The 23,116-nt window shown below is 46.1% G+C and carries 17 protein-coding genes; 5 read left to right on the forward strand and 12 right to left on the reverse strand.

Annotated features, from left to right (window positions below; genetic code table 11):
• Window positions 1-267 precede the first annotated feature (267 nt).
• Window positions 268-1,566: an ABC transporter substrate-binding protein gene (locus AAHF22_RS06405; protein WP_347324163.1), complete on the reverse strand. Its 1,299-nt coding sequence runs from the start codon at window positions 1,564-1,566 to the stop codon at window positions 268-270.
• Window positions 1,567-1,908: 342 nt separating this feature from the next.
• On the opposite strand from AAHF22_RS06405, the gene AAHF22_RS06410 reads away from it, so the two are divergent.
• The 3 genes from AAHF22_RS06410 to AAHF22_RS06420 all read left to right on the forward strand — a co-directional run bounded on the left by AAHF22_RS06410 (window position 1,909) and on the right by AAHF22_RS06420 (window position 4,280).
• Complete coding sequence (locus AAHF22_RS06410) at window positions 1,909-3,027, forward strand: YrpD family protein (protein WP_347324164.1); 1,119 nt, start codon at window positions 1,909-1,911, stop codon at window positions 3,025-3,027.
• A 56-nt stretch (window positions 3,028-3,083) separates the two neighbouring features.
• Window positions 3,084-3,536, forward strand: coding sequence for a copper amine oxidase N-terminal domain-containing protein (locus AAHF22_RS06415; protein ID WP_347324165.1), 453 nt, complete (start codon window positions 3,084-3,086; stop codon window positions 3,534-3,536).
• 297 nt (window positions 3,537-3,833) lie between these two features.
• Window positions 3,834-4,280, forward strand: a complete 447-nt coding sequence (locus tag AAHF22_RS06420) for a copper amine oxidase N-terminal domain-containing protein (RefSeq protein ID WP_347324166.1) — start codon at window positions 3,834-3,836, stop codon at window positions 4,278-4,280.
• A gap of 803 nt (window positions 4,281-5,083) precedes the next feature.
• Here AAHF22_RS06420 and AAHF22_RS06425 read toward each other — a convergent pair.
• From AAHF22_RS06425 to AAHF22_RS06470, 10 genes are all read right to left on the reverse strand, one after another.
• Window positions 5,084-6,643 carry a response regulator transcription factor gene (locus AAHF22_RS06425; RefSeq protein ID WP_347324167.1) on the reverse strand — a complete coding sequence of 520 codons (1,560 nt, stop codon included), beginning with the start codon at window positions 6,641-6,643 and terminating at the stop codon, window positions 5,084-5,086.
• A complete protein-coding gene (locus tag AAHF22_RS06430) occupies window positions 6,618-8,399 on the reverse strand; it encodes a cache domain-containing sensor histidine kinase (RefSeq protein WP_347324168.1) in 1,782 nt (593 codons plus the stop codon). The genes AAHF22_RS06425 and AAHF22_RS06430 overlap by 26 nt, the downstream gene beginning before the upstream one ends.
• Window positions 8,400-9,089: 690 nt before the next feature.
• Complete coding sequence (locus AAHF22_RS06435) at window positions 9,090-10,517, reverse strand: SGNH/GDSL hydrolase family protein (protein WP_347324169.1); 1,428 nt, start codon at window positions 10,515-10,517, stop codon at window positions 9,090-9,092.
• Between the two features lie 541 nt (window positions 10,518-11,058).
• On the reverse strand, window positions 11,059-11,331 hold the full coding sequence (locus tag AAHF22_RS06440; protein ID WP_347324170.1) for a hypothetical protein: 273 nt from the start codon (window positions 11,329-11,331) through the stop codon (window positions 11,059-11,061).
• Window positions 11,332-11,573: 242 nt separating this feature from the next.
• Window positions 11,574-12,422 carry an inositol monophosphatase family protein gene (locus tag AAHF22_RS06445; RefSeq protein WP_347324171.1) on the reverse strand — a complete coding sequence of 283 codons (849 nt, stop codon included), beginning with the start codon at window positions 12,420-12,422 and terminating at the stop codon, window positions 11,574-11,576.
• Between the two features lie 157 nt (window positions 12,423-12,579).
• A complete protein-coding gene (gene uvsE / locus AAHF22_RS06450) occupies window positions 12,580-13,581 on the reverse strand; it encodes a UV DNA damage repair endonuclease UvsE (RefSeq protein WP_347324172.1) in 1,002 nt (333 codons plus the stop codon).
• Window positions 13,578-13,907: a hypothetical protein gene (locus AAHF22_RS06455; protein WP_347324173.1), complete on the reverse strand. Its 330-nt coding sequence runs from the start codon at window positions 13,905-13,907 to the stop codon at window positions 13,578-13,580. The genes uvsE and AAHF22_RS06455 overlap by 4 nt, the downstream gene beginning before the upstream one ends.
• Before the next feature lie 336 nt (window positions 13,908-14,243).
• A complete protein-coding gene (locus tag AAHF22_RS06460; protein ID WP_347324174.1) occupies window positions 14,244-15,335 on the reverse strand; it encodes a D-alanine--D-alanine ligase in 1,092 nt (363 codons plus the stop codon).
• 475 nt (window positions 15,336-15,810) lie between these two features.
• Window positions 15,811-16,338 carry a hypothetical protein gene (locus AAHF22_RS06465; protein WP_347324175.1) on the reverse strand — a complete coding sequence of 176 codons (528 nt, stop codon included), beginning with the start codon at window positions 16,336-16,338 and terminating at the stop codon, window positions 15,811-15,813.
• Between the two features lie 224 nt (window positions 16,339-16,562).
• Window positions 16,563-17,276, reverse strand: a complete 714-nt coding sequence (locus AAHF22_RS06470; protein ID WP_347324176.1) for a hypothetical protein — start codon at window positions 17,274-17,276, stop codon at window positions 16,563-16,565.
• 549 nt (window positions 17,277-17,825) lie between these two features.
• On the opposite strand from AAHF22_RS06470, the gene AAHF22_RS06475 reads away from it, so the two are divergent.
• Complete coding sequence (locus AAHF22_RS06475) at window positions 17,826-18,539, forward strand: response regulator transcription factor (protein ID WP_347324177.1); 714 nt, start codon at window positions 17,826-17,828, stop codon at window positions 18,537-18,539.
• A 637-nt stretch (window positions 18,540-19,176) separates the two neighbouring features.
• Window positions 19,177-21,906, forward strand: a complete 2,730-nt coding sequence (gene acnA / locus AAHF22_RS06480) for an aconitate hydratase AcnA (RefSeq protein WP_347324178.1) — start codon at window positions 19,177-19,179, stop codon at window positions 21,904-21,906.
• A gap of 360 nt (window positions 21,907-22,266) precedes the next feature.
• On the opposite strand, the gene AAHF22_RS06485 is transcribed toward acnA, so the two are convergent.
• Window positions 22,267-23,010: an IclR family transcriptional regulator gene (locus AAHF22_RS06485; protein WP_347324179.1), complete on the reverse strand. Its 744-nt coding sequence runs from the start codon at window positions 23,008-23,010 to the stop codon at window positions 22,267-22,269.
• Between the last annotated feature and the right edge of the window lie 106 nt (window positions 23,011-23,116).

Here is a 23,116-nt window from a genome sequence, read left to right on the forward strand (position 1 = left end):
CCTGTTGCTTGAAAAATAAGAGATGTTACTGGCAAAATTTCTTTTCGCTGCACGTCATGTTACCAGGGCGTGTACGCAAACTCAGATAAGTGGGGCAGCAGCATAGAACGGAGGGAAGGAGACACAGGGAACGACCACTTACCGTGTTAGCGCTCCCCCTCCGTAGATTCCTTTGTAAAATCAGCGTCCGTCCCCTTGTTCCTTTCTATTCCGCATTTCTTATAACGACCATGCTTACAGATCACCTAACTATGTGATCAGCCATCGTTATGGCTGATTGTTCGACAGAATCGAGTTCGCGTCTGCGCGGAATTTGGCAGCGGCATCAGCAGCTGTGATCTGTCCGAAGTTAATCTGTTCCACATAGTCGGACAGGCTGGCGATAACTTCAGCAGAACCGACCGGTGGCGGTGGACTCATTGGAGAAGCGATTGGCTCCATTTTGCTAACAAAATCAAATACCTGCTTCTCGGCATCCGTCAATTCTGGGGTGATCGCTTCTTTGACCGCAGAGCTGATCGGTACGCCGCGCTCGCCTTTAATCAGCTTGTTTGCTTCTTCGTTGTTAATCCAGAAATCGATAAATTTAGCCGCTTCGTCTTTGGATTGTGAATTTTTCGAAATGGCCCAGTACATACTTGGCTGCATGTAGATGCCTTTTTCCATATCGGGTCCGAGCATCGGTGCTAGCGCCATCGGACGGTCAGACACTTTTTGCAGTGCGACAAACTGGTTCGACCACTGCCATGTACCGATCGCTGTACCTTTGACAACAGCAGATTCTTCCAAAATGCCTTTGTTCTGGCTCAATGTTTCTTGAGATGGTGTCGCGCCTTCTTTCATCAGCTTCGCTAGACGACCGAAGAAGTCGGCGAATAGCGCATCGTCTTCATAACCAAGTCCTGTACCCTGGGCATTGTAGAGCGATGCCCCTTTCGTTCTCAAATAGTAGTTAAAAAACACATCTGCGGTCATCGACTCGTCAAAGTAAATGCCTTTATCTTTCGCTTGTAGAGCAAGCTTTTCGTAATCGTCCCATGTCCAGTTGGCTGGCAGTTCGTTAATACCCGCCTTTTTCAACAGCTCTGGATTGTACTGGTAGCCCAGCACGTTCACACCTGCTGGAATGCCGTACTGTGTGCCGCCAATCAAGCCCGTACTAATCACGCTCTCGCTCACATCGTCCAGCTTAATGCCGTTCCCGATGTATGGCTTTAAGTCTTCCAACTGACCATTTTTCGCATACTGGCTAATATAAGAAATGTCCATCTGGATAATGTCAGGCAGTTGATTGGCAGCCGCTTGCGGAGCAAGCTTTTTCCAGTAATCATCAAAGGAAGCGTACTCGACATCGATGTTAACGCCAGGGTTTTGCTTTTTGTACAGATCGATGACCTGCTGCGTATAGCTATGACGCGTATCCGAACCCCACCAGGCGATACGAATCGTCTTGCTTCCCTGATCCCCACCACTGGCGCCTGTACTGCTGCCGGAATTGCCACACGCTGTAATCATGAGCAAAATGGCTACCAGTACGGCGATCGCTGCTGTCTTTTTCGTCTTCATGCTTGTTATCCCCTCTCGTTATGAACGGTCTGATCTAGCGATAAATGGAATACAGGAGCAGTTGGTATGTGTTTTTGTTAACGCTTACATTATAATCTTGTTTTTATTTTCGCAGATGTGCAGAAGCAAATGAATACACAAATCCGAGGTTTTGGTGTAAAAAACAGAGTCGCACGGTATTGTGATATGTAGAGAAAGCAAGTAAAAACTTTCGAATTATATAGTGTACAAATAATCAACTGTTCAAAAAAAAGCACATTTATAAGTGTGGTAGTATGTTGAATTTTTCATAACAAGAATGTAATTTAATTTACGTAGTTACAATAAAAGGAGGATTATTACTTGAAAAACCTAAAAAAAGTAGTATTACCAGTTTTGCTATGTAGTTTAGCAGCATTTCCAGTTTCATCTGTAGCAAGTCCCAGTGTAGAAATAGAAAGCACATCTAGCACAACATTAAATGTATTTCACTTCGAAGATCAGAACGTTTCAGACGATGCTTTAGCATGGATAGTACAAAATGCTACCGCTGCTCTCCGGCAGGAAAAAAGCTCCAAACTAAGTCTAACAGCAACAACGACAACATATGACAATACTACATACGATTACATTACTTATGATGATCAACATGTTTATTTGTATGAAGAGGCTGCTCACACTACCCCTCAATTAGTTATTACAAATAATACACAAAGCAATACGCAAGCTTTGCAAAGCTCCATAACTACACTTCAAGCTCAATCGGGTTTCATCAGCGATGGCGTTGGTGGGAAAATCGGGATTTCCAGAGTTGGAGCACCCGGCAGTTATTTAAGCGCAAAATTAAGAATACCAACACAGTCTCAAGTTAGTTCTGATTTAACTAGATATGGCCCTTACAATTATGGCGGATTCGAATATAATTCAAGTGCCACAGGTGGTGTAGGATCATGGGCGGCTGATATGGGGTTATCTTATTACAAGAACTTAGGACCTACTGGATCAACATGGGGATGGAAGCCTATCATTATACTAAAACAAAAAACTAGTCCTGATAAGGAGGGTTGGACTCAATATGCTAGTAACTTGTTTCCTGATCCTAATAACTTAGAAGGCCAATTTAACAATGGCTATAAACCAGGGACAGATGCTATTTTATACATGTGGTACAATAACAACGGAAAAGTAAGGCTTAAAGTAGACGGCACAACTGTAAGCCCTAATCGACTGGGTAAAATACTGGCTGATACACACAATATTACTATTATTGATTCTAACGCCAGTTGGAATATCCAAAAAATTTCTGCTTGGAAATTACTATCGACAGTTGTATCAAAAGATGATACAGGCAGAAACTATGCATTTTATTCTAATATTAAAGTAGATGGTACTGACGTTGCTAATGGAGAATTTATAACTCCTAGCGAAGACCATGCTACTGTAACACGTACTGGCAATAGTGTTACAATCAACGTTCAATAACAAATTTAATTGCTTTATAAATGCAGCTAGACTAATAAAACTATGGAGGTCAACAAATGAATCTCAAAAAGTTATCATCTACCTTTCTACTTACAATGATGCTTATTTTTACAGTTTCTAATTTAGCACATGCTTCTTTACTACAGCCTAATGTTTATGTAAACAATCAAAAAATGGATATTTACGCACATGTTTCAGTAGTAGGTGTTACTTATGTTCCTTTTAGACCAATTTTCAGCAAATTAAATATGACAGTTAACTGGGACAATGCTAAAAAATCAGTAACTGCCACTGATGGAACGACAACGATTGTATTGACTAATAATTCCTACACAGCATACGTCAATGGCAAAGCCGTGCAATTAATCAATCCTCCAGTCTACAATCCAGATGATAAACTATTTTATGTGAATTTGCGTTTTGTTGCTGAATCCACAGGCGCAGTTGTGAACTGGTCTAAAACCGATACAGACGCTAACATTTATATCACAAATCCTAATTTGAAATAATTCGTAACATCACTTAAATAAGAGCGTCTCCTTTCAGTATTTTATTAATTGAATTGAAATGAGACGCTTTTTTATTAGAAATTTTATAATAGTATTAAATTTAAATATATGTCTGATCGTTTACAAGCACATATGCAGACACCGCCAGCATAAACATTATCGATTCCAATTTGTCCCATCCGAGACGACTAGCCATTGATCTGCCACCCTTTCATTCATCATCCACCTGTTCATTTCCGAGTCAACGTGTATACTATAAGCGTATGATGATGAGATTGAATGATGGAGGCTAAATCGATGAAAATCAGCAAATCCATATATATACTGGCGCTCCTGGTGGTGTGCATGCTCGTGAACGTTCATCAAGCGTATGCCTCGCTGGAACAGCCGGAAGTGTATGTAAATAACGAAAACGTAGATCTATACGCCGTCGTCTCGACAGCAGGCATCACCTACGTTCCCTTTCGTCCCGTATTTGAAAAACTACATATGAACGTCGATTGGGATAACACCAAAAAATCCGTAACCGCCAGCAATGACCATACGACCATTATGCTAACCGCCAATTCGGATAAAGCCTATGTCAACGGACAAGCATTCGACCTGATCGAACCCCCCGTCTATGACCAGAATGACCAACTATTCTACGTCAACCTCCGCTTCGTAGCCGAAGCTTCCGGCGCCCAGGTCACATGGATCACCAAAGACAATAACGCCCGCATTTACATCAAAATTCCGGAATAGACCCTGATCCAAAATGAACTCCATAACTAGCAAGCTTATAACGTCCCCGCTCCTCTCCAGTGAACTAATCTGGAGAGGATTTTTACTGTTTCCCCTGCTTTTTACTGCTGCTCTTCCACATGGGAAGATCGTGTTTGCAGTGCTCTTAAAGTTCTTGATGCTTTTGAGGATCTTAGTGCTTTTAGTGCTTTTAGATCCTGTAAAGCTGTTCATGTCCTTAGCATTCTTGATGCTCTTGGTGCTCTTAATGCTCTTAATGCTCTTGGTGCTCTTGGTGCTCTTAATGCTCTTGATGCTCTTGATGCTCTTGATGCTCTTGAAAATGATGCGAGCAGCACAGAACGGAGGCAAGGAAATAAGGGAAAAGGACGATTTACAGTGTTAGCGATTTCCTAACACGGGGTTCAATAAAAAGTGATTTTTGCGAAGCAAAATATCTTACAGCTTACAGTGTTAGCGATCTCCTAACACGGGGTGCAATAAAAAAGTGATTTTTGCGAAGCAAAATATCTTACAGCTTTGGAGGGGCGGGAATCTACATTCAATCCTAATCCGGTAGATTCCCGCGGCTCCACCCGAGTCCGTTCCCTTATTCCTTGCCGGAGTGCTTGATGCCCCCATACCAAACATTCACCCAAGCGCTCTAATTACTTCAAGCACTTCAAGCACTTCAAGCACTTCAAGCACTTTAGGCACTTGAAGCACTTAAGAACTTAAGAACTTAAGAACTTAAGAACTTAAGAACTTAATAATTTAAGAACTTCAGCATTTCAGAACTTCAAGACTTCAAAGCTTCAAGCACATTACTCCCCGCACCTACGGTATTCCGTCGGCGTCATCCCCGTCACCTTTTTAAACACCTGACTAAAATACTGCGAATTCCCTCCAAACCCGAACAACTCCGCCAATTCAAACACCTTCACATCTCCACTACGGCGGATATGCTCCATCGCCCGCTCAATCCGATAGCGATTCACATAATGCGAGAAATTATCCCCCGTCACCTTTTTGAAAATTTTACCGAGATAGTCCGGGTTCATATACAGCATCTGATTCGCTACCCCATTCAAAGACAACTCCGCATTAATATAATTGTCCTCGATAATGCGCAGCATTTTATTCACCACAGACGACTGCCGATTCATATTGCTGCGATAGTATCCGCCCGTTAATTCCACAGCAGCCTGCCGGATAAAATCATGCAATCCAGTCAATGTGTCCAGCCGGGATAGTTCGGCCAGTCGTGCAGTTGGGGCACTGCGTTCGTCCTCTGGATACAAGCGCAGCATAACCGCATACAGCTGTAGCACATACGAGCGCGTCACCGCAATATCGTGCCGCTGTTCACCGAGTGTGGTGAACAGTCCGGCAATTTCCGTTTCCACCTCCTGCACCTGTCCGGACTTGATCATCATCGTGAATTGCTCCTCATCCAGCTCGAATCCGTTGTGCTCGCGTCCATCACTGAGTGCCACATCCTGACGGGTAATCAAGCTACCGCCACCTACATAGAAGCGCTGTGTCATATACTGACGCGCATTGCGATACAATTGCCGCAGTTCCTCCATCCGCCCTGCCTCACTAACGGCAGCGGTTAGTTCCAGCTTGTAAAAGCTAGCGAACACTTCTTTGACTTCATTCAGCCCTTCCATCAAGCCTTTTATATCGCCCGAATCATCCAGTAACAGCAATAGCTCATCGTGCAACTGAATCGTCGTGCCCATCAACACTCCTTCCAGCACCTCCTCAGCGATATTTTTCAGAGCAAATAAATGCTCATATTCGTTAGAGTTTTCAGCGCGCAATAGCACCAGTCTGACGGTACGATCGCTGAGCTGCATATGGAACAAGCGCTCATAATAGGCAAGATCGCGGCTGCCGTACATTTTGTTGGAGATAAATTCCTTCAGAAATTGTTCCTTCACCTGCGGTAACATACGGCTGAATTGCTCACGCATCCGACTGACGAATAGCTCACGCTCCTGCTCAGCCGCACGCTCCGCTAACAGCTCTGCAATCGCCGCTTCAATCTGCTGCTCATTGCATGGTTTGACCAGGTAATGCTTTACGCCGTATTGCATCGCTCGCCTCGCATAATCGAAGTCCTTGTATCCAGATAGCATAATAAAGCGTATATTCGGAAATTGCTCGCACGTCTTCGCGACCAGTCCGATCCCATCCAAGCCGGGCATCGAGATATCGCTAATGACAATATCAGGTTGCGTCTCGACAATCCGTTCATACGCTTCCAGCCCGTTACGTGCTGTTCCGACCAGTTCGGTTCCGCTCGCCTGCCAATCGACCACACTGGAGATCCCTTCCAGAATCATCCGCTCATCATCTACCAACAGCACTTTGTACATCGTATAGCTCCCCTTTGTTATATGGAATACGAATATGGAACGCTGTGCACACATCCGGCTCACTCTCGATCTGTAGCCCATATTCCGGGCCAAATGTAAGCCGAATGCGTTCGATAATATTGTTTAGCCCGATGCCTTTACCGCGTGTCTGCACCTGCCCCTGATGCAATCGTTTCAGAAATTGTTCCGTCATACCAGGCCCATCATCCTCCACAACGATATGCACAGCATCTTGTTCTGCCCATGCCTTGATGCGAATATGACATGCTTCAATTTTCGGTTCCAGCGCATAATGGATCGCATTTTCGACGAGCGGTTGTAGCGTCAGCTTCGGAATGAGCATATCAGCCAGCTCCGGCGGCACCTCAATTGCAAAATTCAGCCGTTCCTCAAACCGCATCCGCTGAATCGTCACATAGCTACGCACGATGTCCAGCTCATCCTCCAGTCGAATTACCTTGTCGGTCATATTGACTGAGCTGCGCAGCAGAAAACCAAGCGCCTCCACCATACGTGATATTTCCGGTTGTTTGTTCATCTTTGCCATCCAGTTGATCGACTCCAGCGTGTTATACAGAAAATGGGGATCGATCTGCGCCTGGAGTGCTTTTAGCTCGGTTTCGCGAATGACGAGCTGCTTGGCATAATTTTCATCGATTAGCTCTCGAATACGCCGTAGCATCCGGTTAAATGTACGATGGAGCAGTCCAACTTCATTTTGTGCTCTCGTCGTGGACGGATCAGCAGGTAATTCGCCCAGTTGATCCAAATTGCCGGTTTCCACGGTACGCATCTTTTGCAGCAGTCGTTCCATCGGGTGGGTAATGCTGCGTGATAACTTGGTGCCAAGCAGTAGTGCCAGCAGGAAAATGCCGATAAACACTACGGTCACCAATTGCTTGATCCAGATCAACCGCTGAAACATCGAATCAAATGGTGTCATATGCAGGTACGTCCAGCCTGTATACGGCGACTGAATGCGTGCCGAGAAAAAGCTTTCTCCGTTTCCAGCAATGACACCATATGGCTTGTTGCCCCCGAGTCCTTCATCGATCGTAGTACGGCTAAGCGGCAATTGCTCCGGGTACAGAATTTTGTTCCCATCTGAAATGATCAACTGACTGCCTGAACTGCTCTCCACATGCTCCTGCACGATCCGATCGATCCGTACCCGAATCATAATCGTGCCCAGATCATTCAGTGTGAAGGTCGAGCCGCTGAATTGCTTAAACTGACGGACGGCAATCAATTCGCCTTGATCCCCGGCATACCAGGCATTGGAACCGCCATGCTGCTGCGCCAGGCGGATAAGCTCCGGTCGCATGGGCGCAGGTATCCCTTCCCTGTTACCGGCAAACATCAGCTCGCCCTCGCGATCGATCGCCAGCATGGAGTACACAAACTTCTCCGAGCCAGCAAAAGCGACGAGCCGATTGGTAATCTTTTTGCGAATCACATTCTTTTCATAAATGGACGTTTGCTGCTGAAGCTGGAACAAATACCGTTGAAGCTGCTCATCGGTCACGACGCGAAATGATAGATTGTCCATATCTTTGAGCTGATTTTCGATCTCAAATGAAGACATGTTCAGTAGCTCAGACGTCTTCTCATACATCTGATTGTCATACGTGTTGTACACCATATTCAGTACAAGTCCATAGGATGCAAAGCTGCCCAGCATCAGTGCCGAGATCAGCAGTAACATTTGACGATGGATACCCAGATTAATGTAAGCGCTTTTAAAACGAGCCAGCATATGATCTCCCCCCATAACCGGATTGGGATTGGTAGTCTTGTTGCATTGTATAGGACGTCTTTGGTTTTTTTAATAGCCCTGTTAGTCTTGATCGATACTATATTCCAAAACTACCGAGCATACGCAGATAGACTAGGAATACGCATCTTTTTTATTATTTTTCAATATGGATAAGCTTAATCACTTTGCTTACTTTGACGGAGCTGCTGGAATCAAATGTTGCGATCTTGCGGAGAATGAGCAGAGGAACGTTGGGATCGGAATTTACTGTATATTATAACGAGGATTAGTGAAAAATAAAGCCATTTTACGTGAAAGCCTATTGTGCCGCTCCGCCATATATGTAGCATTACATAGCTAAATAGCCGAAGTATAACGGATGACCTTCTATACTTCGGCTTTGTTTATCACACCTATATTTATCTATTTCAAGTTTGATATTCATTACTATTGTTTGATATTCATTGCTATTAAAATATAATGAACGAGCGGCAATTAAAGAGATAGGATTCAACTTATACGCGTAGAGATGGAAGATATTTGTGTTTATACATATACAGCATACGCCAAAGAACGGCATGCACCCAAGATAGGACAGAGATCGGACGGATATGAGACACATCTATACTATGCAGCGCTGAAACCATTTACTTTGTAGTTGAATTGTATTTGAAGCTAGTATTCATGCCCTTACTGACGTACAAACACCGCTTTCCAGCGCTTCACATATTGCACATCATAACCTAAACCATCTGCCAGTACGGCGAGCGGCACATACGTTTTCCCCCTTTGCACAAACGCAGGCGCATCGGTCGGTACATTTTGACCGTTTACTTTGATCGCATGACCACCAAGCGGAATGACTACGTTGCTGCTGCCACCCGTTACGGTTGCCTGCTTCGTTTGATCCGACCAGGCTACACGGGCGCCGAATGCAGCCGTCACATCGCGCAGAGCAACATACGTCCGACCATTACGGACGATCGGTGGTACCGAACTATTCAGCAAACGTCCATTCGTATAAACGATCGTAAGATCCGTCGAATTCACCGAAGTTGGCGGAGTACGATACCCATTTTCACCCCAGATCGCACGGCTAAAAGCAACCGCGATGGACTGATAACCGCTAGGATTTGGATGAATATCGCCCTCAGCAATATGCGTCATGCTCAGTTCATTGTCCTTAAACGCTTCGGCAATATGCGCTACACGTACATCTTTGCCCTGTGCCTTGTAGCTAGATGCGGTACGATCCACAATATTGCTAAATTGCGCTGCCAGACTGTTCAGATTACGATACAACTCGGCACCGGATACGGCAGGCACGGGCTGATACTGGTCAGCGATTACAATCGTTGCGGATGGATTGAGCGCAATCAGTTGATCGACAATCGCTTTGAGATTATTTTCATAGCTACTAATAACAGGCTCCAGCTTCAGACCGGATAGATCCTGTGGCAATGCGGTCAGTGAACCGAGTGCATTCAGGAAATCATTTCCGCCAATTGTAATCGTGATCAGATTGGCGCTACGAATTTGTTTGGCGACACTGGCACCATCCAGCGTGCGTGCTGCGCCTGGCAAATTGCTCTGAATATCGCTGGTACTGACCTTTTTCCCGGCGGTGATTGCATTCATATACTGGTGCAGCCCACTACTCGTTAAGCCGAGAATGCCTTCATTATCTACCATCGCTCGCCCGCGAAACAATTCCTGCTCTTTCAAACGCACCGTAAAACCGTCGTAATTGGACGATTTACGATCCGGCTCATACCCAACGGTCAGCGAATCCCCGAGAAAGACGATATGCTCATACGCTTGATTGCCTCCATTAGCTATTGTGGAGCTTGGCGTAGATGATGTGCTTGCTACCGTTCCTGTCTTCGCTCCATTCATATTTGCCGTAGCACCAGCACCATATGCCGTAGAGACTGGAATGGCACTGCTTCCTACTAGAAGTACGGTCATTACACCAGAAAGCAATAGCTGGTACCAGATTTTCTTTTTACCGTTTATCGAGTTCTTGGCGGTGAACAGTGGAACACGCTCTGTTGCCATTGGTTGCAAGGATCGTTCATTGCGATTGTGATGGTTGTACTCAGGCTTTATATTGTTCATAAGTCGCTCCTTTTTCCCTTTTTATCCATTAATTATGTTGTGCATTCATGTCGTACTTTGACTACGCTATCTGTAAAATATGATGTATCGCAGCAGAGATAAGTTTATGTTGTAATACAGAGGCGATGTTCACAAGATAAACGCCATCAGGCGTTGAGTTTAAAGCGGTCAATGGACTAAGGCGTATACGCAAACTCGTATACGTGTGAGCACCTATCATGTATTACTATTTCGTAGATTCCTGTGCGAGATCGGAGTCCGTCCCCTTATTTCTTACCGCAGTAGTTGATTCCACTGCAAAAAGTTTGCGTACACACCCTAGTCTGTTTATGTTGTGTATTCAGTTTATCTACTCATTTTCTGTCTTACTCACCTGAATTAAACGAAACACCATCCACTATACAAAAAACGGCTGCGGTAGCCAGATTGCGGACTACGGCAGCCGTATGGCCTTGATATCGTTGAAATGTATCCCTTAAAGTCGCGATACACTCATTAAAATAGATCAAATTCCACTAAAACAGATCCAATTCCGCGACGATCATCCTTCACTAGCTCCCGATTCCTTATCCTCGTTCGCCTGCTCCGAGTGGTTCGCTCGCTTCAAATAATCATCATACCGATCATCCAGCTCACGAGCCATTTTGCGGTATTGTAGCGTCTCTTCGACGATCGGGTCATGCTCCATCTGGATGCGCACTTCATATTTTGGTGGAATCAGTCGACGTTCGCGACGATCACGTTCTTCCTCCACCATCTCCCCGTCGGTTAGACGCTCACTCAGTTCACGTTCCAGTTCGTCGGATGATGACATATACGCTCACTCCCCTGCATCGTTAAGTTTGGTAATTGTTAGCGTTAGTCTGAATAAACGCTATGGCCGTTCCCGCAGTGCATCATACGGCATGATGACCATACAGCATAATAACATTACTATACAGCGTATTACAGAACAGCGATAAATCGATGACTAGCTGACTACTACTCATTTACCCGTTTTTTCATCGGTAAAATCAACTGCTTGCTGCGCGCAGTAGTTATAGCCCATTGCTACAGTCACTTCAATCCAGATGCGTGCAGTTCTTGGAGCAACTCTTCATGGATATGCCCATTCGTTGCCGCAATATTACGCACAGTCAGCTCATAATCTGTACCGGAGATATCACCGATTCGTCCGCCTGATTCAGTTACGAGCAGCGCACCTGCTGCCAGATCCCAAGCGTTCAAGCCGACTTCCCAATATGCATCCAGTCGTCCAGCTGCTACATAAGCGAGATGAAGTGCTGCTGATCCACCATTACGAATGCTGCGTACTTTCGGCAACAGATCGATAAGAGACTTCGTATTGCGTTCTACGCTTGTATTTGCAGGGAAGCCTGTTGCTACAAGCGATTCAGACAGTTTCATATGATCCGCAACCTTCATCAGATTGCCGTGTACATAGGCGCCTTTACCCTTTTCCGCTACAAATAATTCATCATGGGTTGGATCGTAAACGACACCAACGATAACCTCACCTTTGTGCGCAACCGCAATCGAAACACAGTAAAATGGAAAGCCATGCACAAAGTTGGTCGTACCATCAATCGGGTCTACAATCCATACATATTCCTCATCTTTCACTGCTTCCACCGCACGAATCGATGCTTCTGCACCAACACCAGCACTTTCCTCACCGAGAAAAGCATCGCCAGGGCAATACGTCTGCACCAGCTTACGAATCATCTGCTCTGCGCCTTTGTCCACTTCGGTTACGAGATCCTGGGAAGAGGTTTTCGTATCCAATTGACGGTAGCTGCCGAGCTTACTTTTAATCCATTCGCCTGTTTTGGATGCTGCATTGATCGCTACAGCGACACGACTTTTACTGCTGACAACATAGGGCTGCTTTTGGTTATCTTCCATGTTCAATCCCCCTGGGTATATTAGACTGCCAGCCGAAGCCGCAGTCCGGTATGGAAACTTGCATATCCACATCAATTAAGTATGGATACAGACGACCGCGTCTATCCTTTTGGACAGCTCCAGCGGGTCTGCATCAGTTTAGACATATCGTCTATCTTTAAGGTAACACTTCGATACTCGCTTTGTCGATGATACGTACCCCGTCCCCTTCAAAGGCGCGCAAATCGTTCATTAGTTGCAGCAAAGCCAGGTCTTTGTGCTTTGCTTCCAGCATCACATCCAGATGACTGGACGTGCGTGCTGCCTGACGCAAAAAGTCGAGTAATGGCCCTGCCTCTACCCCATCTGCATGACTGCGACGATCGGTCGCACTGCGTGGACTGGATGCATGAATTTTCGGCGGCAAATGACTGCCATCCGGCACATCGGTACGCGCCAGCGGCGATTCCCATGTACGCGCGATATCCGGCCAGTATAGCGATGCAGGCTCGCCTTCGCTGTTCACCATATGATGATGAATATCGAGCACCATCGGCAGTCCGGCACGCTGGGCAATGTGTAACGTCTCCGGTGTGGTAAATGTTTTATCATCATTTTCAAGTGTGATCCGGCAGCGGATATCGTCATCCAGGGTGGCGAACTGCTCAACAAATCGATCACCTGATGTAGGCTTGTCACCGTAGGCACCACCGACATGGATATTGTTTTTCGAACGTGCATCCAAACCCATCGCATCCAGCATACGCACATGATGGCGTAGATCACGAATCGCTGCTTCCAACACTTCCGGCTTGGGCGTATTCACAACGGTAAAGTGATCCGGGTGAAAGGACACGCGCAAATGATGCTGACGCACATACTCGCCAATTTCAGCAAATTCCGGTTGCAGCACGGTGATCGGGTCCCAATCCTGTAGCTCCGCATGGGTAGCAAGTGGAATCAGCTTCGAACTCATGCGGTACATCTGAATATCCTCTGCCACATTATGCTTGAGCACACGTAGCGTCGTTTGCAAATTAGCGCGCCCGATCGCTTCCAGTCTGTGCAGGGCAGCATCCCGATCAGGCAGCTTGCGAAAATTGGTCATCGTCATCGTCTTAGAGGGAGAAGCATCTTTGAGCTGTAATGAGATGGCGACGTAACCAAAGCGGACGATCATATGTCCAGCTGTTCCTGTTCACCGAAAAACATTTCGTGTGCCAGCTCGGTTTGCACGCGTGATTCTTCTGGTGTCAGCTTACGCACCAGCTCCATCTCCACTTCGGTCACTTCATGACCTTGAAAATTAATTTCTGCGATACAGCCGGTAATTTTCACGATGGCAATCGCAGTGTTTTCCGGGGTATAGGCAATGACCTTCTGTCCAGTAGGGAATACGCGAAAACCTTGTTTGACCATTTTCCCTTTGCCGTATTCGAGCATATCTAACAGCTCTTGCTCGCTTTTGAATTTGCAAACGGAATTAAATTCAGTTTGAAAGCCCATATTGTTCGCCTCCTTGATCAAGTGGTGGTGTAGTTAGTTAATGTACGTGATTTGTCTTATTAAACCATAAACCGTTTGAGGGGTGGGTATAACAGTTGAAGAGGTTGTAGGTTTAAGTTGAAAACTGATGTGCTGGGTTTGATGAGAGTGTGTTGTTTGAGCATACAAGCACAATACATTCAATTAAGCATTTATAACTACATCAGTACTAGGCACTGGCACTAGTATTGGAACTGATGCTAGCAATACAAAATACAAATACAAATACAAACCAGTATAGCCCCGTCACGTTAGGATGACGGGGCTATACTGGGAGCGCCGTCTGTCAGACAAGGCTTAGTCGCGCTTGAATTGCAGGGTGTGACGCTTGTTATAACGGTCCAGACCGAGCTGGATGAGCTGGTCAAGTAGTTCTGGATAGGATTTGCCGGTTTCACGCCATAGTAGCGGATACATGCTGTAGGCAGTGAAGCCTGGCATCGTGTTAACTTCGTTGATCATAATCGCGCGGTCGCTGCGGCGGACGAAGAAGTCCGCGCGGCACAGGCCGTTGCCGTCGATCGCTTTAAAGGCACGCAGAGCAAGTTCGCGCAGGTTTTCTGCCAGCTCGCTGTCGATCTCGGCTGGAATGATCATACGCGAATTGCCATCGAGATATTTGGCATCGTAATCGTAGTAATCGCTGGAAGATACGATCTCGCCTGGTACAGAGGCGAGCGGTAGCTCGTTACCGAGCACGCCGACTTCCACTTCGTGTGCATCTACTGCTTCCTCGACGACAACTTTCAGATCAAAGCGCAGCGCGTATTGGATGGCGCGTTCCAGTTCAGCGCGATCTTTCGCTTTGCTGATGCCTACACTGGAGCCGAGATTGGCTGGTTTTACAAAGCATGGGAAGCCTAGATTATGCTCGATATTGCCGAGAATATCGTGGGCATTGGCTTCATATTCCGCTGCGATAAATGTTTCGTATTTACATTGTGGCAATCCTGCCTGAGCGAACAGACTTTTCATAATCGCTTTGTCCATACCTGCGGAAGAGGCGAGTACACCTGCACCCACATAAGGCATATCCATCATTTCAAATAACCCTTGAATCGTACCGTCTTCTCCATATGTACCGTGCAACAATGGGAACAATACGTCGATCAGACTCTCCTGACCGCTCAATTTGCGCCACAGTACACTCATCGCTTCGGCTGTAGCAGATTCGCCACTGTTCAGTTGCAGTGATTCCAGGCTGGCTGGTGCGGCTTCATGCGTTTGCCCCATGTTCCAGCGCCCTTGCTTATCGATATATATGGGCACTGCATTATATTTGTCATAATCGAGTGCATTCATGACGGAAAATGCCGTCTGTAAGGATACTTCGTGTTCACCGGATTTACCACCGTAGATCAGTCCTACGGTTAATTTTGCTGCTGTCATGTCGGAACCCCCGTTAATTGTTGTTCATATTTGGAATTATGATCTGAAAGTAAGGTCAAAAGGTACAGTCGTTGTTGCTGTCCGCGTTTCAAGTCGCATGCTGTTACGATGCGCGACCGTCGGACAGACAGGCTGTGATACCGCCTTTAATCAGTATAAATGTTCACAGGGACGGCTGCAAAAAAAGTTTGTATGGATGCCGATTTTGACCACCGCGAGCATATTGGCTTTAAACCGTAACTTGGAACAGATAGGATACGCTGCGTAGCCTGCTGTTTACGCGCCAGCTATCATCAGCACGCTGCGCCAACTTCCGTGCCGCAGCAATAACTCTATAACGTGCATCCATATGAGCATAATCATAGCAAACAGGCGATACGAACGCGCGTATCACCTGTTTGCTGCTTTTTCACTTGTATGCAACCTGTTGGATGATATTATCTATACCGAATCCGGCAACGGCAAACCGCTGCGCTTATTGATTCAACTTGGTGCTTGCCAGCACCGTAATACCATTTACCGCTTGCAACAAAATATGATGAAATACAGCGGCAGCGGTGTTATTGTAATTGCCGTAAAAATCGACCATGTTATCATTGTAGAACTGGATGACCGTAGCTGCGAAAATCGGGAATACCACCTGGGACGATTGAATCGGCAAATACGGACGTACCTCAATGCTTGTGAATAGCGGATTTTCCTTTAGTGCCGTCTGAAACAGATTTGCCACACCTTGAATATCTTTCGCTACCGCCGGCTGATATGGTTTACCGCTCACATCAACAACCTGAACTTCGACGCTCACACCGCCAAACGGATAGCTTGGCACGAGAATCGCCGCCAGCGCCGCACCTTTGTCGGCATCTTTCACTACGATCTCCACCACATACGGATTGTGCGAAGTGTCGAGCGGCTCAACCGTTACGGAGGCGTCTTGTCCGATCGTGCTATGAATCTGATTCCAAACGGTATACCACGGTGGCGATACGTGTACAACTGTCATTGTTCATGACCTCCTAATAGTTGATGAATTCAAATCATTTATTATTCCGCACGCAATAGTACAACACACCCATACCGCAAAAGCCCACACTTACCAGACAGACGGCAATTTCCCATACCATACTCAATGTGTGCATACAAATACTCATATGGATACTTCCTCCACAGCTAACTCGATTGTGTTCCCAATCCCCTTTACAATATAAGTTTATTAATGAATTGTTATCAGTATAAAGCGCTAAGCGATTGCAGCGAGATGGCAGCATCTTGTGAATCTTGAGCGCTATCTGCATTGACCCAAACATATTGCGTACCATCGCCTCGAACAGACCAAGAGTATGTAGAGGCTGGTGTGGTGTAAATTTTAAATTGGTTTTGCGTAGCTGCAATACCCAAGCCGTCCACATGTACAGTCGTACCGTCTGGAGCGTTTAATACATTCACAATCGCAGAGCTCTCTTTAAATTGAATCGAGATAAATTGATTAATATTACTTTTGAGTGTGCCTTGATACCAATGACTCGCAGGTACGGTGTAATAGCGGGTAAATTTATTAAACGCATGGTATTGACCGTCTGCTTGCAACGATACATTGTTAATACCAGTCGTATCGAGCGGCATTTTCACACTGGCAATAAACGCTTGAATTTGACTGCCCGTTTCACCCTGCAAAATGGAGGCGGAAATCGTATTGCTGTCCGATCCGTTAAAAAACACTACCGATGCCAAACCTTGTTGAGCTGTTGTACCCGGAACGGTAACAATCTTTGGTGGCAGCGATCCTGCGACAACTGTAACGTTTGTCGACGTATTTGCACTTGCACTATTGTAAAAAATCAGTGCATACAATTGCCCCCAATTCAGACTGCCATTGCTTGTAGCGGTATCACCAACTCCTAAAGTAATCAATTGCCCGTTGTTCCAGTTAATGTTTGCCATTGTTTTATTCCTCCTTTTGGATTTGGACTACACGCCTATCATAATCACCATCAACCTAGCCAGCATAGCCAAGTGTTGCTAAATAATTGATCAAGGGTTTTTATAAAAACTTTATGCAATTTTGACTAGCTTCAGCATCTATATCAACTTGTCTTCATTCATCGTTTGAGCTAAAAACGAACGATGCGATATAACAAAATGCTCTTTTCCATATCGCTCCCATCTGTTATGACCCGAAAGATTTTACGATTTGTTTGCGCTCATAAGCATACTCATTTCATTGACTGATTGTAGCCCAATCGTACGAAACCTATCCATTGCAACAGTATGGTGATTACCGAGACCCTTCTCAATATAACTATCAAGTAATAATCAAGGTTTGTTAAATTTATCTTTACTAAAATTGAGTATCCGCATGATCCTTAACTTTCTGTCTATCTTACAAAAAAATCCCAAATAATCCCTTTTATTTCATAAAAAAATGAATTATGATAATTTTATTGGCAACTAAGTTGCTTAATTGAATTCCATAATGAAAGAGGTATACGTATGGCATGCGAGCGTATTTTGATCGTAGAAGATGAAGAAAGCATCCGTAATCTTTTATCGTTTTATTTGGAGCGCGAGCAATACGAAGTGCAAACTGCTCAGGATGGACAAGAAGCGTTACAGCTTACTTCGATGTTTCAGCCGCATCTTATTTTACTCGATATTACGCTGCCCAAACTGGATGGGTACGATGTATGTCGAGAGTTGCGCAAAACGCTCCATATTCCGATCATTTTTGTTAGCGCACGTGATGAAGAAACCGATAAAGTGTTGGGGCTGGGAATTGGTGCCGATGATTATATTGTCAAACCATTCAGTCCTCGTGAATTGATTGCTCGTGTTAAAGCACATTTACGACGTTACTTCCTACTCTCCCATTTAGGCACATCCACTCCTCTGAATGTCATTCACTATGGCGAATTGGAAGTCAATCTGACCAGTCATGTCGTCAAGCTCAATAACCGTGTGATCACGCTCTCGATCAAAGAATTCAAGTTGCTCTCCTGTCTGATTCAACATCCCAATCGCATTTATTCAGTGCAGCAGTTGTTCGATCACGTCTGGGGAATGGAAAGTCTGGGCGATACACGTACCGTGATGGTGCATTTAAGTAATTTGCGCAAAAAAATCGAATCCGATATTCATCATCCGAAATATATTGTGAATGTGCGCGGGATAGGCTACAAATTTAGCCCTGTCGATTATGCCAATTAAACATAGCGATACGATTCGGACGTTCAAGCCATTAGGCTTACTCCTGAACTGTATAATGCCATTTTCACCTTCACATTACCGATCCATTTAAGCAAATTATCTGTTATTCACAATTATTTTTCGCTGAATGTATTAAACGATAAACATCTGCAAACAACATACTAGTGATCTTAGAATATAATCATAACAGGCATTCATTCATACGATGCACACTTATAAGAATACGAAATCCGACATCCTGTGCCGTCTGCTTGCTCGTTATATACGAAGAAACGATGATGCCCTGTTAACATGATCTCTACATAAACCGTTCGCTATACATGCACTACATCACAATAGCGAACACTTCATCTGCCCTCATTGCTAAACGAATGCCACGTGCTCACAAACACGAACCGAGGCATTCGTTTTGTGTATTTTTGCTCGTTTTTTGATACGACATAATCTGTAAAAAGAGCTTTACGCGCCCCGATGTAAACGGTATACTAAACATAGTGACTATTTTTGAAATCAAGTTTCATTCTGTGAAACACTCATTCTGTATATACACGATTGTTTCTGTCAGATTGAATCTTTTTCACCACTTCCATTTTTTGCTGTAATTTTTAAGCCGTATTTCATTCAAGGAGGTTCATCTATGTCCGTTAAAGATTCATTTTCCGTTGGCCGTGAACTGAAAGTGAAAGACAAGAGTTACCGCTATTTCAGCCTTGAAGCGCTGAAAGAACAAGGCTTTACCAGCATTGACAAGCTGCCATTCTCGATTCGCGTGCTGCTTGAAGCAGCCGTTCGTCAATTCGACGGTCGTGCGATTACCGAGGAACATGTCAAACAACTCGCGGGATGGGCTGAAGGCCGCGAAGAGAAAGAAATTCCATTTATCCCTGCACGTATCGTATTGCAGGATTTTACCGGCGTACCGGTCGTTGTTGACCTCGCTGCTATGCGCGATTACGTGAAACGCCAGGGCGGCGATCCAAAACAGATCAATCCGCTCGTACCGGTGGACCTCGTTATCGACCACTCTGTTATGGTAGATGCATTTGGTACTCCGGATGCACTTGAATATAATGTAAACGTTGAATTTGAGCGTAATGAAGAGCGTTACCGTTTCCTGCGCTGGGCGCAAACGGCATTCGATAACTTCCGCGCTGTACCGCCTTCGACAGGTATCGTGCACCAGGTTAACCTGGAGTACCTCGCTTCCGTAGCGGCTACCAAAACCGTCGATGGCGAAACACAAGTATTCCCTGATTCCCTCGTAGGTACGGACTCTCACACGACGATGATCAATGGTCTTGGCGTTGTTGGTTGGGGTGTTGGCGGTATCGAAGCAGAAGCAGGGATGCTTGGCCAACCACTGTACTTCGTTATGCCTGAAGTTATCGGCTTCAAGCTGACAGGCAGCCTGAGCGAAGGCGCAACAGCGACTGACCTTGCGCTGACCGTTACCGAAATGCTGCGTAAAAAAGGCGTTGTTGGTAAATTAGTTGAGTTCTATGGTCCAGGTCTAGCGAACATCAGTCTGGCTGACCGTGCAACTGTAGCGAACATGGCTCCTGAGTACGGCGCAACGATTGGTTTCTTCCCAGTTGACGAAGAAACGCTGTTCTACATGCGCAATACGGGTCGTTCTGACGAGCAAGTTGAACTCGTTGAAGCGTACTACAAAGCACAAAACATGTTCCGTACATCCGAGACACCTGATCCAACATTCTCCGATGTGATCGAGCTGGATCTGGCTTCTGTTGTACCGAGTCTTGCAGGTCCGAAGCGTCCACAGGATCGCATCGAACTGACGAACATGAAAACAAGCTACAACTCCGCGATCCGTACACCGGTTGAAACGGGCGGTTATGGCCTGTCTGATGCGAAGATCGCTGAGAAGATTCCGGTTCAGCATCCAAACGGTAAGAAAAGCGAAATGAGCGCAGGCGCTGTCGTGATCGCTGCAATCACAAGCTGCACGAACACATCCAACCCTAGCGTTATGCTGGGTGCCGGTCTGCTTGCGAAAAAAGCGGTAGAACGCGGACTGTCCGTTCCAGGCTATGTGAAAACAAGTCTGACACCAGGTTCCCTCGTCGTTACCGAGTATTTGCAAAAAGCGGGCGTGGATACTTACCTGGAGCAACTCGGCTTCTACCTCGCAGGCTACGGCTGTGCCACATGTATCGGTAACTCCGGTCCATTGCCAGACGAAGTGAGCCAGGCGATTGCAGACAACGATATGACGGTTGCTTCCGTACTGTCCGGTAACCGTAACTTTGAAGGTCGTGTACACGCTCAGGTGAAAATGAACTATCTTGCTTCTCCGCCACTTGTCGTTGCTTACGCACTGGCAGGAACAGTAGACATCGACCTGACGAACGACCCAATCGGTCATGACCAACAGGGCGAACCGGTATACCTGAAAGATATCTGGCCAAGCGCGCAAGAAATCCGCGATGCGATCGCATTGTCGATCAATCCGGAAATGTTCCGCAGCCGTTATGAAAATGTATTTACAGCGAACAAACGTTGGAACGACATCCCTGTACCACAAGGTGAACTGTACGAGTGGGATGAGAAATCCACGTACATCCAGAACCCACCGTTCTTCCAGAACCTGGGCGATAACTTGAACGATATCGCAGATATCCGTCAAGCACGCGTACTGGCACTGATGGGCGATTCCGTAACGACTGACCATATTTCTCCAGCAGGTAACATTTCCCCATCTTCACCAGCGGGTCAATACCTGAAAGAGCACAATGTAGAGCGCAAAGACTTTAACTCCTACGGTTCCCGTCGTGGTAACCATGAAGTAATGATGCGCGGTACATTTGCCAACATCCGTATTCGTAACCAGGTGGCTCCGGGCACTGAGGGCGGCGTAACGAAATATTTGCCAACTGACGAAGTGATGTCCATCTACGATGCATCCATGCGTTACCAGGCAGAAGACCAGAATCTGGTCGTTATCGCTGGTAAAGAGTACGGTACAGGCAGCTCTCGTGACTGGGCAGCAAAAGGTACGTTCCTGCTCGGCGTCAAAGCCGTTATTGCAGAAAGCTTTGAGCGTATCCACCGTAGTAACCTGGTAGGTATGGGCGTACTGCCACTGCAATTCCAAGAAGGCTACAGCTGGAAACAGCTCGGTCTGAACGGTACAGAAGTATTCGATATTACCGGTCTGAGCAACGATGTAACACCAGGTCAAACCCTGAACGTTACTGCAAAACGCGAAGATGGTACAACATTCGAATTCCCTACAACCGTTCGTCTGGACAGCGCGGTAGACGTGGATTACTACCATAACGGTGGTATCCTGCAAACCGTTCTGCGTCAGATGATTCAGAATACGAATAAAGGTGAAACGGTTTAATTCGTTTTGACCGCTGAACGTATCGCTATACCTGTTCATTCTATGCATTGTTGCTGATGAATGGACAGAATAGATGAATACGTAGGATACAAAAGCAAATAGCCTGCTGCTCCTGTTGGAGCCAGCAGGCTATTTTTGTTTTTTGTTTTGTTTATTTATTGATCAAGCGCATGATGTACCTATTGAGTATACATAAGCTGCTTTTACGATGTGCTTCAGCAAGTGTAACTTTTCAGCAGGTTGAATTTATAAAAACCAATCTTTCAAGCGCACCCCTATAGGTTCGCTTAATCTACATTAATTCCAATAAACCATGGAGCGTTCAACTTCATAATTTATGCTGATCTTCCTATGCCATGTCTACCGCAGCTTAATCCCCATATCATGCGCCACTTCAACTAAAATCGGCGCATACTCATGCAGCTTATCCATCGACAAACGACTCACTGGTCCCGACAACGACAATGATGCACGTAACTGCCCTGCACTATCAAAGATCGGCACGGCGACGGCAGCAGCGCCTGGTTCGCGCTCCTCATAGCTCGTCGAGTACCCGCTCTGATGCACCTCGTCCAGTTGCTGACGGTACATGTCCGGGTCGACATTTGGCGGCCATTCGGACATGCTCAGAATCTGCTCTTGCTCCTGCTCGTTGGAAAATGCCACCAGCACCTTGCTCGATGCACCGACTGTCAATGGCAGACGTGCGCCGACCGGTGCCACGCGGCGAATCGCCTGATTGCTCTGCACGGCTTGAATACGCAGACGCTCGGCACCATCGCGGATGTATAGACTGATCGTCTCCCCCAGCCGATCGCGTAATTGCTCCATATCAGGTAACAGCATCGTCGCTGGATCATCATTCTGAGACAGGTGGGTCGACAGTTCCCATATTTTGATACCGAGGCGGTATTTATCGGTCGCACTGTTACGCACGACAAAGCCTTTTTCCTCCAGTGTGGCGAGCAGGCGATGCACCGTGCTTTTGTGCAGGCCAATCTCGGATGCAATCTCGGTGAGTCCCAGATCGCCAGACCGGGTAAAACAAAGTAGTATATCAAGCGCACGCTCAACTGCGCGCACCGTTAGCTTGCGATCTTCCATTCGTATTCGCCTCCAGTGGCTGCGTTCACATCCGCAGCCGTTCTATGCTGCGATTGCCTATGACTCCAGTTTCACGGGGTGAAACATGGTTACATAAATTATATCG

Source organism: Paenibacillus wenxiniae, assembly GCF_039822605.1.
GTDB classification, from domain to species: domain Bacteria; phylum Bacillota; class Bacilli; order Paenibacillales; family Paenibacillaceae; genus Saccharibacillus; species Saccharibacillus wenxiniae.